The sequence below is a fragment of the Kangiella geojedonensis genome (assembly GCF_000981765.1).
Classification (GTDB): Bacteria; Pseudomonadota; Gammaproteobacteria; order Enterobacterales; family Kangiellaceae; genus Kangiella; species Kangiella geojedonensis.
The window spans coordinates 851502-868694 of sequence record NZ_CP010975.1; the positions used below are offsets into that span (position 1 = coordinate 851502).

A 17193-nucleotide genomic window follows, 5' to 3' on the forward strand; every position below is an offset into this window, starting at 1 on the left:
AAGAAGTGACGGATAAGAATGGCGGTGCTTACTCCATTGAAGCGCGAGCTAACTTCAAAGAGTTAGGCTGGTCTGAGCATGAATGGAAAGCCGGGGCATGGCATCGTGAGACTGATGCAGGCTTCTCGGTTGCTCGTCGTACTCTGAACGAAGAAACCACTGAAACGGGTGCTGAGGTTAACGGTTACTTTACAGATACAGTATCAATGACCACTCGCGCTAGTAACTATGAGCGTGGCGCTGATAACAGCTTGCGTCAGGTTCAAGTCGGCGTGAATTATCAAATCACACCAAAGATTGATATCACCACAGAGCTTCGTCAGCTGGAAGAAACGATTCTGGGCGTTGAGACCTCGGCAACCTTGGCCGCGCTTCAATACAATCACCGTATTGGCGAAACGTGGGATCTTTACGGTATCGGCCAGTTTACGCTAGAAAACGATGGTGGCGAATACGATAACAATGATTTATTCACTGTGGGTACGCGTTACTTATTCGGCGAACGTTCTTCGATTGGCGCTGAATATACCAGTGGCCATCGTGGTGATGCAGCCAGCTTAACTGCTGAATACCAAATCAATAACGAACATCAAGTCTATGGTCGTTATACGTATTCAACGGATACCACACAAAACGTATTCGGTTCGCAGATTAACGATGGAATCGTATTAGGTCAGAAACTTCGCCTATCGAACCAAGTCACCATCTATAACGAAAGCCAGCACTTTAAAGCGCCACAAGAATCAGGCATCGTGCATACGTTCGGTATGGACTACTATCCATCGCAAGGCTGGACCATTGGTTTCAACTTGCAAGATGGTAACCTGGATGCGCTTTCTGGCCCAGTAGACCGCCAAGCAGCGACCATTAGCGGTGGCTATCGCTCGAAAGACGCGGACTGGAGTTCGAAAATCGAATACCGCGAAGATAGCGGGGCAGAAGAGCGTGAGCAGTGGTTAACCACCAACCGCTTAACTTATCGCTTAACCGAAGACTGGCGTTTAGCCGCGCGTATTAACTACGCCGATACAGAAGACCTTATCGACCCTGAGCAAAACGCCAAGTTCGTTGAAGGTAATTTAGGCTTCGCATACCGTCCAATCGACAACACCCGCTGGGCATTGTTAGGTAAATATACTTACTTATATGACCTAAGAACGCTGGCGCAAGTCACTACAGGCGCGGACCAAAAGTCAGATATCTACTCATTCGAAGGTATCTACAGCTTTAACCCACGCTGGAAAGTGGCTGCAAAGGTCGCACACCGTCGTGGCCAAGTCCGTGAAAACCGTGGCTCAGGTGCTTGGTTCAAAAGTACTGCGAACCTATACGCAGCCCAAACTCGTTATCACTTAATTAGCGAGTGGGATGCGTTACTTGAGTACCGTTGGTTAGAACTTGAAGAAAGCCAAGACGAACGCGAAGGTTGGTTAGCCGGTGCGGACTACCACATCAGCAACAACTTCAAAATCGGTGTTGGCTACAACTTCACCGAATTCAGCGACAACTTAGCCAACCTAGACTTCAACTACGAAGGCTGGTTTATCAACTTCGTGGGTAAATATTAAACAAACTGTACAAAACTTAGGTCGAAGCCCAAAAAAAGTGACACTTTTTTGAATAAAGGGCTTCCATCTAACCCATTGTTACGGTATTATTTCGCGCAAATCAGGAGAGGTGGCAGAGCGGCTGAATGCACTGGTCTTGAAAACCAGCAAGGGTTTGTAGCCCTTCGTGGGTTCAAATCCCACCCTCTCCGCCATATTAAAGAAACCGGCTTAATTGCCGGTTTTTTTATGTCTGCAACTAATGCATTATAAAAGTCTGATTAGAGTGATTTTAGTAATTATTGCTAAAAGCTTCAGTATGTACACGTGTAGTTTGGCTCTTTCTCACGAAGTAACGAAGAATAAAAAGTTTAGTTTTTGCGTTTTAACCTGCCTGAGTGCTAGGTGGGAAAGTTAAGAACTAGCCTAAGATTTTAGTTTAGTTCTTAACTCCTCAGAAATCGTATACTCATTTAAGGATTTCACTAGCTCCTTACCTACGGCATATGCTAGATTTACAGGCACAGCGTTTCCAATTTGCTTATATACTTGGTTCATACTCCCTTCAAACTTCCAATTATCTGGAAAGGTTTGTATTCTCGCATACTCCCTTGTTTGAAATGGGCGTGTTTCATCTGGGTGACACCTCTCCGTTTGTTTTTGGGCAGGAGATGTTGTTAATGTTAGGCAGGGCTCATCCCAACTTATTCGCCTTGCCATCCCTGTTTTACCCCCGCCTAAATAATAACTTTTAAGCATATATTCTTTTTGTACCTTAATTGGTAGATTACGCCAATACCCACCAGGCGGTACCATGTCCATTATTTCTCTTTTCCTAGCTGGATATTGTTGTCCAGGAGATTTGGGAACGTCTGTCTTATACAACTCACCAGCCTTGAGTGCTGAAGCTAAGGTCATCATCTTATTATCAGGTTTCGGATAATTAAATTTAATTCCACTACCTTTTTTTATCCCTATTAAAAATAACCGTTCTCTTTTCTGGGGTACTTTATAAAAAACTGCTTTTAATACTTTGGGTACCAGAACGTCATAGCCTAAGTCCTCTAAAATCTGAATCATTGACTGTAGTGTTTTTCCATTATTGTGGGATAAAAGCCCCCTAACATTTTCCCCAACACAAATTAAAGGTTTCACCTCCTTCACTGTTCTTGCAAACTCATAGAAAAGTGTACCTCGAGCATCATCTAAGCCTCTTTTTTTGCCTGCATAACTAAAAGCTTGGCATGGGAAACCGCCCGTGACGATATCAATTTTCCCTTTATATTCTTTAAAAGATTGCTTTGCTACGTCGCCCTCTATAACATTCCAGTGTGGTCGGTTTTTACGTAGTGTTTTACAAGCCCAAGGGTCTATCTCATTCAATAATTTACAAGACAGCCCCGCCTTTTCTAGTCCTAATGCTAAACCTCCAGCGCCAGCAAATAATTCCAAGACTGAATATGACTTTAGTGGCACATTGTAGTCTGGGGTTGTTTCTTTTACACTGGGAGGTGAATCTACATCGACATACGGCATTAAAGATTCTGGTGAATAAGCTCGGTATGAATTTGGCATTCGAGTAGCTTTTAGTTTGCCATTTTCATCCCATCGCCTTAGTGTTTGTTTAGATACAGACAGCATCTCTGCTACTTCTGATAGAGAATAGTAGTTTTTCATACTAAAGTTACCCAACCTTATACATGGTTATTAATGATAAACGGTTTTGGATATGAATCAAGCTGAAAAAGACATTATTTTAGAAAAAGCACAAAAATGGTTTAAAAACAGTATTGCTAAAAACCATATAACAAATACTGAAAAGTTAAAAAATGCATCAGAATTTGACATAAACCCATTTCTAGCTGTTTACTTATCTAACTTTTTAACCGGAAAAGCAAAACCAGAAGGTATTGCAAAAGCTCTGGTTTATCCTCGCGCCTTAGGCACATCAATAACAACCTCTTTCGGGACGAATATACAAAGATTCACCAATGATGTTTTGTCCTCCTTTGGTAGTACTACCTCTGGTATTGATATAGAGTTCATAGATCAAATAAACAAAAATAAAATATACTGCCAACTAAAATCTGGGCCTAATACCATTAATAAAGATGATGTAGAAACTATAGCCGGTCATTTCACCAAAGTTATTAATCTAGGGCGCACTAACAATTTGCGAATCACACATAATGATATGGTTGTTGGCATAATATATGGCGACAGAGCTAGCCTAAATGGGCACTACAAACGAATTATCAATGATTACCATTACCCGATTTATATTGGCCAAGATTTTTGGCACAGACTAACCGGCGACGAAAACTTTTACACTGATCTAATTCATGCCATAGGTGAGGTTGCTGCGGAAGCAGATTATAACGAAGAATTAGAGGAGGTAATTAGTGAACTCGCTAATACGCCTGATGTTAGGAAATTATCAAAATAATTAGCGTAGCATTAGCCATAATCAAAAGTGAAATATATGACTCAGCGCTTAATCTTTTTAGTTACTCTTTTTACAAGTACTTTGCATGTTGCACATCCTGTGCCTGCTTCTGAGAACGGTGCTGGTATGTTTGCTGGACGGAATCCTTGGCCGGAGATTCGTAAGGAGCGGATTAATACGTTATTGCCTCGTGCGTTGGAGGCGGCGGAGGTCGATGCGTGGGTGATTTTGTGCCGAGAGAACAATAATGATCCTTTGGCGGATCATGTTGGTTGTGAGAATGCGGGTGCTCCGGCGGCTTATATGTTTTATCGTTTAAGCGATGAGAAAGGCGGTAGTGAGTTTCATTCGTTGGTCTTTTCGCCGTCGAGTGAGGCTACTGCACTTGCTGAGTTAGAGATTCATGACAAGGTTGTATCTGTGCCGAGAGGCGAGTCTGCGCTTGAGTATGCTTCAGAGTTTATTAAAAAGCAGGACTTTCGACGTATTGCAGTTAACTTTTCGCCAAACAATGCGCAAGCTGACGGGTTGAGTTATACGCAACGTCTGGCGCTAGAAGATGCTTTGGGAGATAAGTTTGCCCGACATCTAGTGTCTTCAGAAGAGATGGTATACGAGTGGTTAGCGATTAAGTTGCCGCAGGAAGTGGATATCATGCGCGAGGCGGCTCGGTTGACTGCTCAGTGGCAAATCGAGGCGTATAAGCAGATAGTTCCGGGTAAGACCACGGATGCTGATGTGGCGCGCTTTTTGAAAGCTAAGATGGCGGTACATGGCGTGACCGATGCTTGGGCGCCGGATCAAAACCCGAACGTGAACTCTGGGCCCGATCGTGGGCACTCACACGCGACTCATAAAGTTATTATGCCGGGAGACGTGATTCAGACGGACTTTGGGATTAAGGTTCATGGTCGCTGGGTCAGCGATATTCAGCGTTTTGCGTATGTGCTGAAACCGGGCGAAACAGAGCCTCCAGAGGATATTCAGCATTACTGGGAAAGCGCTCGCGCTGGTGGTCGTGCCGCCTTTGAGGCGATGAAGCCTGGCGTTCGTGGCATTGATGTTGACGCTGCGCAAAGCGTTTTGATGAAGCAAAATGGCTCGGAGCACGTGATGTGGAGTACGGGACATCCCGTGGGCTACGTGGCGCATGATACTGGGCCTAATTTGGGTGGTTCACGCGGCGCGACAGTAAGGCCAGCAGCGAAGAAAAAGCTTAAAGCGGGAATGGTATTTGCTTTTGATGGTTTTCATGCTTGGAAGCGCGATGATGGAACCAGTAAAACCATTTCGGTGGAGGAGATGGCGGTAATTACTGAGAATGGTGCCGAATACCTGATACCACCTCAACAGGAACTGATTTTAATTCCAAGTGAATAGTAAGAAACGTTTAGACGGTAAAAAAAGCCCACATGCTGTGGGCTTTTTAGATTGTTTGGAGTTACTGGACACGTTTAACTCTAAAGCGCTTATTCAGTCCTTCAACTCCTAAAAGGTAGCTACCAAATAGTGCTTTTTCAATCGTAATCATGGGGTTTGTAACTTTATGATAAGTGCTTCTGTGGTCGGTGATTTCCCAGACCTGACCATTTTCTAACGTTACCGGTATTCCTTTTTCCCACATTTTATAAATGCCGATAGCTCGTGAACTGATTTCATCAACGCTTTTAGGCTTTTTAGAAGGGTCTTTAAGTCCTTCAGAGCCGAACTTTTCTTCAACCGTTAATTCCGGTTCAGGCGCTTCAGTAACTGCTGGTGCTGGCTCTGGAGCATTAGCTTGTGATGGCTTGGGTGTTTCTTGATTGCGTTGCTCACTCTGCTTCTTTAGAAATTTATCGTAGCATTCTAAACGCTTATTATTATCGGTAATAGCGGCACAATCTTCAGCGGTCGAAGCGGCGTGTAGACTTGTACTAATAACGAATAGTGAGCTGAGTAACATAATGCGTTTAATTATCATACTATCTTCCAAACTTATCTTGATCTTGCTTGCTATCTTAACCTAATTTCATAATAATTGAACCGCTAAATTAAAGTTCTATTTTAGATTTATGTTATAAAAAGTAGGGGGTTGTGTGATAAAAGTTTTGCTAGTCGATGATCATGATTTGGTTCGTACCGGACTGAGTCGCCTTTTGTCAGATGCGGAAGGTATTGAGGTGATCGGAGAAGCAAAATCAGGCGAAGAGGCCATCACACAGCAAAAAGCCCATCAGCCACATGTGGTTTTGATGGATGCCAATATGCCGGGAATTGGTGGTTTAGAAGCTACTCGTCGGATGTTGCGCTTTGATCCCGATTTAAAGGTTATTGCGCTTACCGTTCACGGCGATGAGCCATATCCCAGCCAGTTTATTAGCGCTGGCGCGATGGGCTACTTAACCAAAGGCACTGACATCGAAGAAATGGTTAAGGCGATTCATTCGGTAAATCGCGGTAAGCTTTATCTTGCGGCTGAAGTGGCGCAGCAGATGGCCATCAGTCAGTTCAAAAATCACGACGATAATCCTTTTTCTAAGCTTTCTGAGCGCGAGATGCAGATCATGTTGATGATCACTCGTGGTGAGAAGGTGCAGAGTATTTCCGACACGCTTCATTTAAGCCCTAAAACCGTCAACAGCTACCGTTATCGGTTGTTTGAGAAGCTGGGCGTTGAGAATGATGTCGGTTTAACTCACTTAGCCCTGCGCTATAAAGTGATTGAGTCTCAGTAGGTTTTCTTGAGCCAGATGTCTCAATCGGACGCCGAAAACACAATAAAACCCCATATCAAGCAGATACTCGCGCACCTCAGTAAAAAGCCTGGTGTTTACCAGATGCTGGATAAAGACGGTGAGACGCTTTATGTGGGTAAGGCTAAGAACCTCAATAATCGCGTTAAAAGTTACTTCGTCAAACAGCATTTGTCGCCGAAGACAGAGCTACTGGTTACTTATATTGAAGATATCCATACCACGGTAACGGATACCGAAACCGAAGCCTTACTGCTCGAAAATAATCTAATTAAAAAGTATAAGCCACGCTTTAACGTGATTTTCCGTGATGATAAGTCGTATCCATTTGTCTTTTTATCGGGAGGCGACTACCCGCGATTGGCTTATCATCGAGGGGCGAAGAAAGAGAAGGGCGATTATTTTGGCCCTTTTCCCAGCACTTCTGCCGTTCGTCAAAGTTTATCCTTGATGCAGAAGGTCTTTCAGATCCGTCAATGTGAAGACAGTTACTTTGCTAACCGTTCTCGTCCCTGCCTTCAATATCAAATTAAGCGGTGTACAGCACCTTGCGTCAATTATATTTCGAAAGAAGATTACGCCAAAGACGTAGAGAATATTCGCTTGTTCTATCGAGGAAAAAGCGATCAAGTGATTAGCCGTTTGCAGAGGAAGATGGATAAGGCGAGTGAAAACCTTGAGTTTGAACTCGCTGCTCGATTTAGGGACCAAATTAAGCAAATGCGCCATGTCATGCAGCAACAAGTAATCAGTGGTACGGCTTCTGACTTGGATGTTGTCGGAGTAGCTTACGCTTCAGGCACCTGCTGTATTTTGCTGGTGTTTATCCGCAATGGCATGATTGTGGGCAATAAAACTTATTATCCGAAAGTGCCCAAGCACAGCGAACTTGATGAAATCGTGAGTTCCTTTTTAACCTTCTACTACCTGTCTGGGGCTGAAGTTCCTAAGCAAGTGTTCATGGAGAAGCTACCAGAGGAAAGCGCTACCATCAGCGACGCCTTGTCGCAGCATAAGAAGTCTAAAGTGACGCTTAAAGCAGCGAGCCGAGGGCAAACCAAGGAGTGGCAAGACTTTGCTAATAAAAACGCTCAGCACTCGCTACGAGCCAAGCTCAATAGTAAGTCGAACTTCACCAAGAGGCTGTTAGAATTACAAAAAGCTTTACAGCTCGAAGCGATGCCGAAGTACGTTGAGTGTTTTGATATCAGCCATACACAAGGCAATCAAACGGTAGGGTCTTGTGTAGTGTTTGATGAAAATGGCCCTAAAAAGTCCGACTATCGGATTTTTAATATTTCAGGAATTGAGCCGGGTGACGATTATGCTGCCATGGAGCAGGTTTTAACGCGGCGTTACAAGCGACTGATTGCCGATGAAAAAACACTTCCCGATTTAGTGATTGTCGATGGTGGTAAGGGGCAGTTGGCTAAAGCTGAGGATGTGTTTAATCAGCTGGATATAACTCATGTTCCCGTTATCGGTGTATCGAAAGGTTCTGATCGAAAGGTTGGAATGGAGCAAATATGGTTTCCAGGGCAGCACAGGCCTTTGTTACTGGACGAGGATTCAAAGGCTTTACACTTTATTCAGCATATTCGCGATGAATCACACCGCTTTGCGATTACTAAACACCGCCATCAACGCAAAAAATCAGGGACAAAGTCCTTGTTAGAGGAGGTCCCGGGCGTTGGGGCTAAGCGCCGACAGTCGTTATTAAGGCACTTTGGGGGCTGGCAAGAGATTGAAAAGGCGAGTCCGAAGGACATTGCTAAGGCGCCAGGCATCAGCATCTCTATCGCGCAGAAAATCTACGATTATTTACACAGTTAGCAATATTTTTGTGATTTCTTAAGGTACAATAAATCACATCTAAAGTGCTAAAAGATAACAATACTGGGACTTGTATGTGGAACATACCCAACATCATCACCTTTTTTAGAATTCTACTGATACCGCTTTTCGTCATTTTCTTTTTTATAGACGGTGTAGCGGCACGCTGGATCACCCTTGCGATATTCTGTACAGCTGCATGGACGGACTGGTTAGATGGTTTTTTGGCACGAAAAATGAACATTGAGTCGCCATTTGGGGCTTTTCTTGACCCAGTGGCTGATAAGTTGATGGTGGCGATTACCCTAATTCTATTGATAGCCCGCGAAGGTTCGCCTTGGCTAGCGATTCCAGGCATGATCATTATTGGCCGAGAAATTACGGTTTCTGCGCTGAGAGAATGGATGGCTGAGCTTGGCAATAGAGCCGTGGTTGGTGTTTCTTCAATCGGCAAAATAAAGACCATGTGCCAGTTACTGGCTATTTTCTTACTGTTGATTGCGTCTCCAGCAATTTTCGGGCTGCCTAAAGCCTTTGGCTATATTTTTATGTGGGTCGCAGCACTACTCACCTTATGGTCAATGGTGGTCTACCTAATGGCTGCTTGGCCGTACTTGACAAGCGAGAAGAATGACGGATAATAACCCTCTCTTACGGGTAGCACCTTGATTTTGGTCGAAAAAACGACACATTGTTTAAGCCTTAATCAATCGTAAGAAAAGTGCAAAAAAAGTGATTTTTATTGTTGACACAAAATGAATTCACAGTAAAATGCACGCCATCAAAACGACGCGGGAATAGCTCAGCTGGTAGAGCACAACCTTGCCAAGGTTGGGGTCGCGAGTTCGAATCTCGTTTCCCGCTCCAAATTCTAAAAAACCTCGTGCTAAACAGTCCGAGGTTTTTTTATCAGAGTAGTCGGTTTTGGCTGAGTGGTAGAGTGGCTATACAGCGGATTGCAAATCCGTGGACGTCGGTTCGACTCCGGCCTCAGCCTCCATAATTTGGCTCTGATACAAGTCATCTGCCCAGGTGGCGAAATTGGTAGACGCAAGGGACTTAAAATCCCTCGGTGGCGACACCGTGCCGGTTCGATTCCGGCCCTGGGCACCATTCTTTATTTTACGATAGAGAATACAGGAAAAAATCAAAGCCTCGCATCTGCGGGGCTTTTTTGTATCTATGGCTGACAAAAATTGGTTAACCTTATTAGCCCCTACATTTTTTATCTATCGTCTGTGGAATAAGTCAATGCGTGCTGTATGAGGCTTCATATGAGGAAATGATGTATTGCAACAAGCTTGGTCGTTGCTACATGTAAGCGTGTTCTCTTGAGTATCAATAATACAGCAGGGTTTAATAATAAGTCCGCTGTATTATTGATGTTTTGCTGGTTGCTAGAATGCGTACACGAGGCTGAATCGGTCAGCGTGGAAGTCTGAACCGTTACCTTCTACCCTGATATATTCCAGCCCAAGTTCAGGAGTGATGAAATAGGATAGCCCCAGTTCTCTGTAAAAAGGAGTGTTCCAGCTGCCTTCGTCACGATCACGGCGTTTTAACAAGCCGGCTGATAATACCAAGCTCTCTGTTATAGCCCAGCTGGAATTTATTGTTAGGCTGCTATCATAGAGTTTCGCGTCATTTTTACCCTGTTGGGAAGTGATAGTATTGCAGGCCGTGTAAGTAGGGTAATTAGGGCATGGGTTTAAGTAGTAACCCTCATCAGCTTCAACATAGAACTCATAATTATCTCGTTTACTACGTTCAAACTCCACATTTATGTTAATACTATCTGTAATATAGTAATAAGCACCGATACCGAGGCCATAGGAGTCATATTCACGTGTAATATGAACCGGGATAGTAGTATCTGACGGTTGATCGTAACGTAGCAAGTCATAACGACTCTCGTGCTCCAAGTAGTCAGCCATAACATAAAAGTTATCAATAAATTCATAACTCCCTACTAGAGCCTTGCTTTTGCCATCATAGGAGTAGTCGTTGTATTGAAGCTTTACGTTGGTCCATTGTTGTTCGATTGCTTGCAAGTTGGTAGTACAGAAAAGCGTAGCAATTAGTAGAAGTGATTTTTTCATAGTATTCCTTGCTATTGATTATTAGTGAGTTATTAGTAGTTTTATTTTTAAGGGTGCTATCAATGGGGAATGTATAGTACTGAGCTGGTTTATGCAAGGCGTGTAACTGGTTGGGAGGGGTAGAAGACCACCTCCCGAGATAATAGCACCAACCGCTTTAAACCTTTTAGAATTAAGAGTTGTCTATAGATTTACAGTTCCCAATAGGCGGTTTCGCCATACAAGTTTTTGAAGTAATCAATAAAGGCTCTGACTTTCGGAGCCAATAGTCTTGAACTTGGGTAAACTGCCCAAATAGCAGCCTCATCAGCGAGAGGGTAATCCTCTAGAACTTGTATTAACTGCCCTGACTGTAACTCTTTATAAGCACACCACACTGAGCAGATACAAAGACCTAGGCCATCTACGCTGGCGTCTCTCATTGACTCTCCATTATCGACTCTGAGAGCACCATGCGTTTTGATTTTGTTAATGTCGCCATTCTCTGTTTTGAAATGCCAGTCATCAAACTGACCTAAATTGACGCATTGGTGATTTTTTAAGTCACTTGGAACCGTAGGCATACCATGCTTCTTGATGTAATCAGGAGAGGCACAAACGATTCTCTGGTCTTTTGCTAATCGAGTTGCAATTAAAGAAGAGTCAGGAAGCTTGGCATTTCTGATGGCGATATCAAAACCGCCTTCAACCATATCAACAATGGTATCACTTAATTTTAAGTCGATAGTGAGATCAGGGTAATTATTAAGAAAGCCTTTGAGCGCGGGAATAATGTGCATTCGTCCAAAAGATGCTGGTGCTGTGATTCTTAATGTTCCCTGCGGCGTTTGACTACCAACACCGACCGCCGCTCGTGCGCTTTCTATGCTTTCTAACACTGCGATGGCATGGGGTAGAAAAGCCTGTCCGTCCTCAGTTAAGGAGACGTGTCTTGTGGTTCGGTGTAATAATTTTACCCCCAGCGTTTGCTCCAGCTTATTGAGGTAATTGCTGGCAACAGCGGGGGATAGGCCAAGCTCTTGACCTGCCTGACTGATGTTTTTTGTGACTTCCACTCGAGTAAATAGCTTTAAATATTCAACGTTCATTATCAATAAAATATTAAAAGTGATTTTAATATTGTCGATATTATCATTAATTGGTAATAAAAATATACTGTGTACATAATTTGATATGAGGTATTCACAATGAAAGCAATGGTAGTTAATCAATACGGTGGCACAGAACAATTTGAGTTAACCGATATACAACAGCCTTCGATTAAAGCTGGACATGTTTTAGTAAATATTAAAGCTTCTAGCGTTAATACGGTCGATACGATGATTCGCTCAATGGGAAGCGAGCTTCCTTTTTCGCCACAAACTCCTGCTGTGTTAGGTATGGATTTTGCAGGCGTGGTGGAAGACGTTGGCGATGGTGTTAGTCAGTTTAAAGTTGGTGATGAAGTGTATGGCTGTGCGGGTGGTCTAGGTGATTTACAAGGAAGCCTAGCCGAATATATGGTTGCTGACGCTCAGTTGGTTGCGCATAAGCCTAAGTCCTTATCAATGCGCGAGGCTGCTGCGTTACCTTTAGTCGGTATTACTGCTTATGAAGGGTTAATTAGAGCTGGTGTGGGCAAAGAGCAAAAAGTGCTGGTTCATGGTGGTGCTGGTGGTGTCGGGCATGTGGCCATACAGCTAGCTAAATATTTTGGCGCAGAGGTTTATTCTACTGCGGGCAACGATGAGCATATTCAAGTTATTCAGAGCTTAGGCGGTAAGGGAATCAATTATACTAACGACTCAGTATCCTCATATGTTGAGAAGTACACGGACGGTAACGGCTTTGATGTGATTTTTGATTCTGTTGGTGGAGAAAATCTGCGGAATTCTTTTGAAGCTGCAGCATTAAATGGACAGGTAGCGACGACCGTTTCCTTGGTTGAGATGGATTTATCAACTGCTCACATGAAAGGGTTGTCATTACACGTTGTATTTATGTTGATACCAATGATCCACAACATTAAACGCGGTGAGCATCAGGAGATATTAGCGACTTTGGCACAAATTGTAGACAGTGGTCATCTAACTCCGATACTTGATCAACATGAATTCAAGTTAGAAGAAGCCGGTAAAGCACACGCTCAACTGGAAAGTGGCAAGGTGACGGGAAAAGTCGTTATAACTCATTAAGTTTAATCGTCACTTTATCTGGGGGATTCAAGCTAATCCCCCACATACATAAGTCGGTAGCAGTCAGTTAAACCTTTACTCTAAGCTCGTGACCATCATGATCACTATAAAGACCATGGTCGTCACTTCATAAAGCCTCATGCATAACACATGAGGTTTATGTGTATTATCCGTCTTTTATTGTTGTTAATCAGTTTTTTGCACTCAGCTGTCTGATTTTTTTACATTTACAAAAACAATCGGCTCACGCCCGGCCCAATATCAGGGTTTTCCCTATAGTTTGAATTCAATTTGCTGTGCTAATTTACTTGGCATGAGAAAAGCTAATGTTGCTTCATTAAAAAACTTATCAGTGAAGCAGACGTGTTTTCCCAAAGTCAGGAAGTAAGCTCAACGTTATCCGGTGTTCCTAAAAGCTTGTTTAATAATAAAAAAAGTAAAGGCTTGGCTAGATTTAACTGGCGATAATGTTGGTTTGCTTGAAGGTATTTTCAAGTGAGAGTAGGTAATAGTTTATGAAATTCAAATCGTTTTTACCCAGCGTTACAGCAGTAACGTTAGCCGTATCAATGAGTTATTCGGCAACTTCGCAAGCTGTAATACATACAGGGCCAGATGGTGAGCCTGTCAATAAAGTTGATGCTACCGTAGGTGCTAAAGCGTTATCCTTTACTTTAATCACCGGCGATGTTGCTCACGCTACCGTGAACAATCGTGGTGAGATGTTAGGCGCTCGCCTTACTAAAGCAGATGGCTCTGAAGTTGTTTGGAGCACCCTGCAAGTCGGCCCTAATTTATACCTGATTCCTGCTGAAGCTCAACCTTTGGTTGATGCGGGTAAATTGGATAAAGAACTATTCAATCTCACTCGACTTTATCAAAGTGGTTATGATGATGAGCGCTCTGAAGAGTTATCAGTTATTGTTGAATACGAAGATGGCACCTCGCCTGTTCAAGTATCAAATTCACGCATGACGCATCGATTCGATGTTATCGACAGTGCGAGTCTTGCTTTAGATAAAGAAGGGATTAACTCGTCGTATAGCGAGCTAACGTCTGATAGCCGTATTAAATCAGTGTGGTTAGACAAGGTTTTTCAGTCAATGGGCGCGGATTTACCTTCTCCAACCGTCCCTTTAACTGGAGCGCTATCCGCATATCAGGCTGGCTTTGACGGCACTGGTGTGACGGTAGCTGTACTGGATACTGGTTACGACTTCGCTCACCCTGATTTGAATGGACAAGTTGTAGATGTTCAGTCTTTTGTTTGGGGCTCTGAAGGTCAAGATTTAGATGGGCATGGTACACACGTTGCTGGTTCTATCGCTGGTACCGGTGTTGCTTCTGACGGTCTGTACACGGGCGTTGCACCGGGTTCAAAGTTAATCGTGGGTAAAGTACTCAACGATAACGGCTCAGGTTCAATGAGCGGTATTTTGAATGGTATGTACTGGGCAGTAGAAAGTGGCGCTGACATCGTTAATATGTCACTGGGTGCTTCTGGTGGTTCAGATTGCGTTGGCCCAGCGGTTGATATGTTAGAAGCGTTGAGTGATCGCGCGCTTTTCGTGGTAGCGGCTGGTAACAGCTACACCCGTAAAACCGTATCGACTCCTGGCTGTTCACCAAAAGCATTGACTGTTGGTGCTATCGATCGTGACGGAAACACCGCTGAGTTCTCTAGCCGTGGTCCTTCTGTCGATGGCAAAACGGCTAAGCCCGATATCGCTTCTCAGGGCGTTGACGTCGTGTCTGCTTCAACCGGTGGCATCAGTGGTAATGAATACCGTTTATTGTCTGGTACTTCTATGGCGACACCTCATGTGGCTGGTGGTGCAGCAATTGTGCTTCAAGCGAACCCGGAATTAACGCCGACACAGCTTAAAGCCGTATTAACATCGTCGGTAGCTCCAACGGATGCTCCTGTCTTAGAGCAGGGCGCAGGTCCGATGGATGTTGCTCAAGCGGTTGAGCAAAACATTGTTGGTCACGCCAATTTAAGTTTAGGTGATTTCTATTACCCGTACGAGTATGACGTTACGGAAAAACACGTCACATTAAGCAACCTTAGCGACAAAGATATTACCTTGCACCTCAAGCTAAAGATGATTGGCGATGACGGTGATACTAATGTTCCTGCTAAGTTAGTGAAATTAAATACTCGTAAAGTCGTTGTTCCGGCGCATGGAGATGTTGATGTTCCTGTAACGGTTGACGCTTCTGCGGCGATTCGTAACAGCGCTTACGGCACTATTACGGGTCGTTTAACGGGCACGTCAAAAGACGGCGATAACGTTGTTGTACCAGTATCTGTTTGGTTTGAAGAGCCAAAGTCAGAACTTAATATCACCGCTTATGACCGTTTTGGCAACCCCGCTGAATCACCGTCTGCAGTGAGCCTACTGAACCATGAAGACCAAACCGTATTACGCCACAGTTTCATTGACGGTCAAGCCCACTTCACAGTGCCATCGGGGCAATATAGTATCGTGTCGAGCGTCATGACCCGTGATGAACCTAGCAACCAAGGCTTGGTTGAGTCGGTGACTTTCTTAGCGGATTTAGAGCGCATAGTTGATGGTGACACTGATCTGGTCTTGGATGCACGTAAAGGTCATGAAATCGAGTTTGATGCGAATAACCCACTCGATATGCAAGGTTTCAGTGGCGGTTTCACTTATGACATGAGTGCAAACGATAGACTGAAAGCTTCAGTATTTGATTATGCGCCTAAGTATGTAGAAAACGTTTATGGCTGGTCTCATGGTCGGGATGAAAACTTCAACTTTGTTGTAACCACTCGTGCCACAGCTCCTATGCCTGAACTGCAAACAAGTAATGGCACTCCAGTTGAGTACCTATCCCCTAGTTTAGCTCGTATGTTCGACGGTGAAGGTAGTCTGGAAATGGTTTACGTTGGTGACGGTAGTCGCGAAGCCTTTGAGGCAGTTGATGTTGAAGGTAAAATTGCCTTTATCGACGCTGAGTATTTTATCCATACTCCAGCAAGATATGCGCGCGATGCCGGCGTTGCAGGCATGGTTGCTAACTTCCCTAACTCAGTTGGTCGTCATAATTCGAGTGTTAATAGTTATGACTTCCCAATCGTTACTGTGACAGCAGATATGGGCGCAGTGTTGAAGCAGGAAATGTCTGAAGGACCTGTAGAGCTGCAGTGGTCAGGTTTTGCACCAGAGAGCTCGCCATATGCATACTCTTTAGTCCATCAGTCGAGCGGTAAAGTTAGCACTGGGAAAGTTAAAGTTAATGAAGGTGAGTTAGCTTCTGTAAACTCTCAGTACTTCTCGCAAGGCGATGAACGAATCATTTATGCAGATGTTTATGCTCATGTGCCTGGTGCCGCTGGATTCTACTCAACTGGTACTTCTCAGATGATCAAAGCACCGATTGAACGTGTGGAGTACTTCTCGCCTGAAACGGTAGGTTGGACGAATAAAGTCATGCCGATGTATACCAATGGTGGTGGTAGCTTTGAAGGCCCAGTAATCTATAGTTCTGGTCATACAGAAGATACGACTTGGTATAAAGGTCCGTTTGGTTCAAGCCAGTTGACCAATAGCAGCGTATTAGTTAACCGTTTCAATAACGAAATGAAGGTTAGTATCCCTCACTTTGGTGATGCGGCTGGACACGATAGTGTCGCTTCTCCAGGTATGCGTGACCGTCTATCGAAAAGTATAGAAGTTAATGGTGAGAGAGCTTATGCCCAAGCTAACGGTATGGTTCCTTTGCCAGAGTCTCCTGCACTTGTCACGATTGGCAATGGCTTTATGAGAAGGGCAGACTTTGGGCCAGCAAATCAGCGAATTGGTGTTGCTTACGAGACTGTTTGGAGCTTTATGACAGACAGCTCTATGCAAGGCCCTCAGCCAGTGATTGTACCAAGCATCGATGTACCATCGGATCTGGACAACGCGATTCCAGCAGGTGAACCAGCGACATTATCTATCAAAGGTTTAGTAGACGGACTGGGCAGCGTGCCGTTGGCGTCAGTTCAAGTTGAATATGCGTATGGTACTCAGCAGAACCTTCGCTGGCCTGTGATTGAGTGGCAGTCGGTTGAAGCAACTCAGTCGAATGGTGATTGGAGTGTTACTATTCCAAACGACTCAGAAGCTGGTCAATATGTTCACTTACGAGTGGTACTGTCAGACCACAATGGTTCGACTGTTGATCAATCGATGGTTCGAGCTTACCTGTTGAAATAGTAAGCTTGTTATGACATTGGTATTGAAGGCGGCCTTAGGGTCGCCTTTTTACGTTGTGGGATAAATCATATTCCAAATTGATTTTATGTAGCAAATTCACTTATATTCAAAGTAAGCCGTTTTGTGAGAAGAC

At 44.0% G+C, this 17193-nt stretch carries 12 protein-coding genes and 4 tRNA genes (1 of these 16 cut by a window edge); 12 read left to right on the top strand and 4 right to left on the bottom strand.

Annotated features, from left to right (window positions below; genetic code table 11):
- On the top strand, window positions 1-1568 hold the 3' portion of the coding sequence (locus tag TQ33_RS03770) for a TonB-dependent receptor (RefSeq protein ID WP_052735186.1). It extends 2149 nt beyond the left edge of the window; the window shows 1568 of its 3717 coding nt (coding positions 2150-3717); its start codon lies off the left edge, out of view; the stop codon is at window positions 1566-1568.
- Window positions 1569-1671: 103 nt separating this feature from the next.
- A tRNA-Ser gene (locus tag TQ33_RS03775) sits at window positions 1672-1762 on the top strand.
- 211 nt (window positions 1763-1973) lie between these two features.
- On the opposite strand, the gene dcm is transcribed toward TQ33_RS03775, so the two are convergent.
- Complete coding sequence (gene dcm, locus TQ33_RS03780; RefSeq protein ID WP_046560881.1) at window positions 1974-3224, bottom strand: DNA (cytosine-5-)-methyltransferase; 1251 nt, start codon at window positions 3222-3224, stop codon at window positions 1974-1976.
- 52 nt (window positions 3225-3276) lie between these two features.
- Between dcm and TQ33_RS03785 the strand changes: the two genes are divergently transcribed.
- Window positions 3277-3993 carry a PmeII family type II restriction endonuclease gene (locus TQ33_RS03785; RefSeq protein WP_046560882.1) on the top strand — a complete coding sequence of 239 codons (717 nt, stop codon included), beginning with the start codon at window positions 3277-3279 and terminating at the stop codon, window positions 3991-3993.
- 36 nt (window positions 3994-4029) lie between these two features.
- Complete coding sequence (locus TQ33_RS03790; protein ID WP_046560883.1) at window positions 4030-5373, top strand: M24 family metallopeptidase; 1344 nt, start codon at window positions 4030-4032, stop codon at window positions 5371-5373.
- Between the two features lie 61 nt (window positions 5374-5434).
- Here the strand turns inward: TQ33_RS03790 and TQ33_RS03795 are convergent, their stop codons facing one another.
- Window positions 5435-5953 carry a hypothetical protein gene (locus TQ33_RS03795; protein WP_046560884.1) on the bottom strand — a complete coding sequence of 173 codons (519 nt, stop codon included), beginning with the start codon at window positions 5951-5953 and terminating at the stop codon, window positions 5435-5437.
- Between the two features lie 115 nt (window positions 5954-6068).
- Here TQ33_RS03795 and uvrY point away from each other — a divergent pair, with 115 nt between their 5' ends.
- From uvrY to TQ33_RS03825, 6 genes are all read left to right on the top strand, one after another.
- Window positions 6069-6707, top strand: coding sequence for a UvrY/SirA/GacA family response regulator transcription factor (uvrY, locus tag TQ33_RS03800; RefSeq protein WP_046560885.1), 639 nt, complete (start codon window positions 6069-6071; stop codon window positions 6705-6707).
- Between the two features lie 15 nt (window positions 6708-6722).
- On the top strand, window positions 6723-8558 hold the full coding sequence (gene uvrC / locus TQ33_RS03805; RefSeq protein ID WP_046560886.1) for an excinuclease ABC subunit UvrC: 1836 nt from the start codon (window positions 6723-6725) through the stop codon (window positions 8556-8558).
- 74 nt (window positions 8559-8632) lie between these two features.
- Window positions 8633-9199: a CDP-diacylglycerol--glycerol-3-phosphate 3-phosphatidyltransferase gene (gene pgsA, locus TQ33_RS03810; RefSeq protein WP_046560887.1), complete on the top strand. Its 567-nt coding sequence runs from the start codon at window positions 8633-8635 to the stop codon at window positions 9197-9199.
- Between the two features lie 150 nt (window positions 9200-9349).
- A tRNA-Gly gene (locus TQ33_RS03815) sits at window positions 9350-9425 on the top strand.
- A 59-nt stretch (window positions 9426-9484) separates the two neighbouring features.
- Window positions 9485-9558 (top strand) — tRNA-Cys (locus TQ33_RS03820).
- Between the two features lie 26 nt (window positions 9559-9584).
- Window positions 9585-9671 (top strand) — tRNA-Leu (locus tag TQ33_RS03825).
- A 284-nt stretch (window positions 9672-9955) separates the two neighbouring features.
- On the opposite strand, the gene TQ33_RS03830 is transcribed toward TQ33_RS03825, so the two are convergent.
- Window positions 9956-10657: a hypothetical protein gene (locus TQ33_RS03830; protein ID WP_046560888.1), complete on the bottom strand. Its 702-nt coding sequence runs from the start codon at window positions 10655-10657 to the stop codon at window positions 9956-9958.
- A gap of 191 nt (window positions 10658-10848) precedes the next feature.
- Window positions 10849-11745 carry a LysR family transcriptional regulator gene (locus TQ33_RS03835; RefSeq protein WP_046562282.1) on the bottom strand — a complete coding sequence of 299 codons (897 nt, stop codon included), beginning with the start codon at window positions 11743-11745 and terminating at the stop codon, window positions 10849-10851.
- 99 nt (window positions 11746-11844) lie between these two features.
- Here TQ33_RS03835 and TQ33_RS03840 point away from each other — a divergent pair, with 99 nt between their 5' ends.
- Both TQ33_RS03840 and TQ33_RS03845 read left to right on the top strand, forming a co-directional pair.
- Window positions 11845-12831 carry a zinc-dependent alcohol dehydrogenase family protein gene (locus TQ33_RS03840; protein WP_046560889.1) on the top strand — a complete coding sequence of 329 codons (987 nt, stop codon included), beginning with the start codon at window positions 11845-11847 and terminating at the stop codon, window positions 12829-12831.
- Window positions 12832-13346: 515 nt separating this feature from the next.
- On the top strand, window positions 13347-17060 hold the full coding sequence (locus TQ33_RS03845) for a S8 family serine peptidase (RefSeq protein ID WP_046560890.1): 3714 nt from the start codon (window positions 13347-13349) through the stop codon (window positions 17058-17060).
- Window positions 17061-17193: the final 133 nt, after the last annotated feature.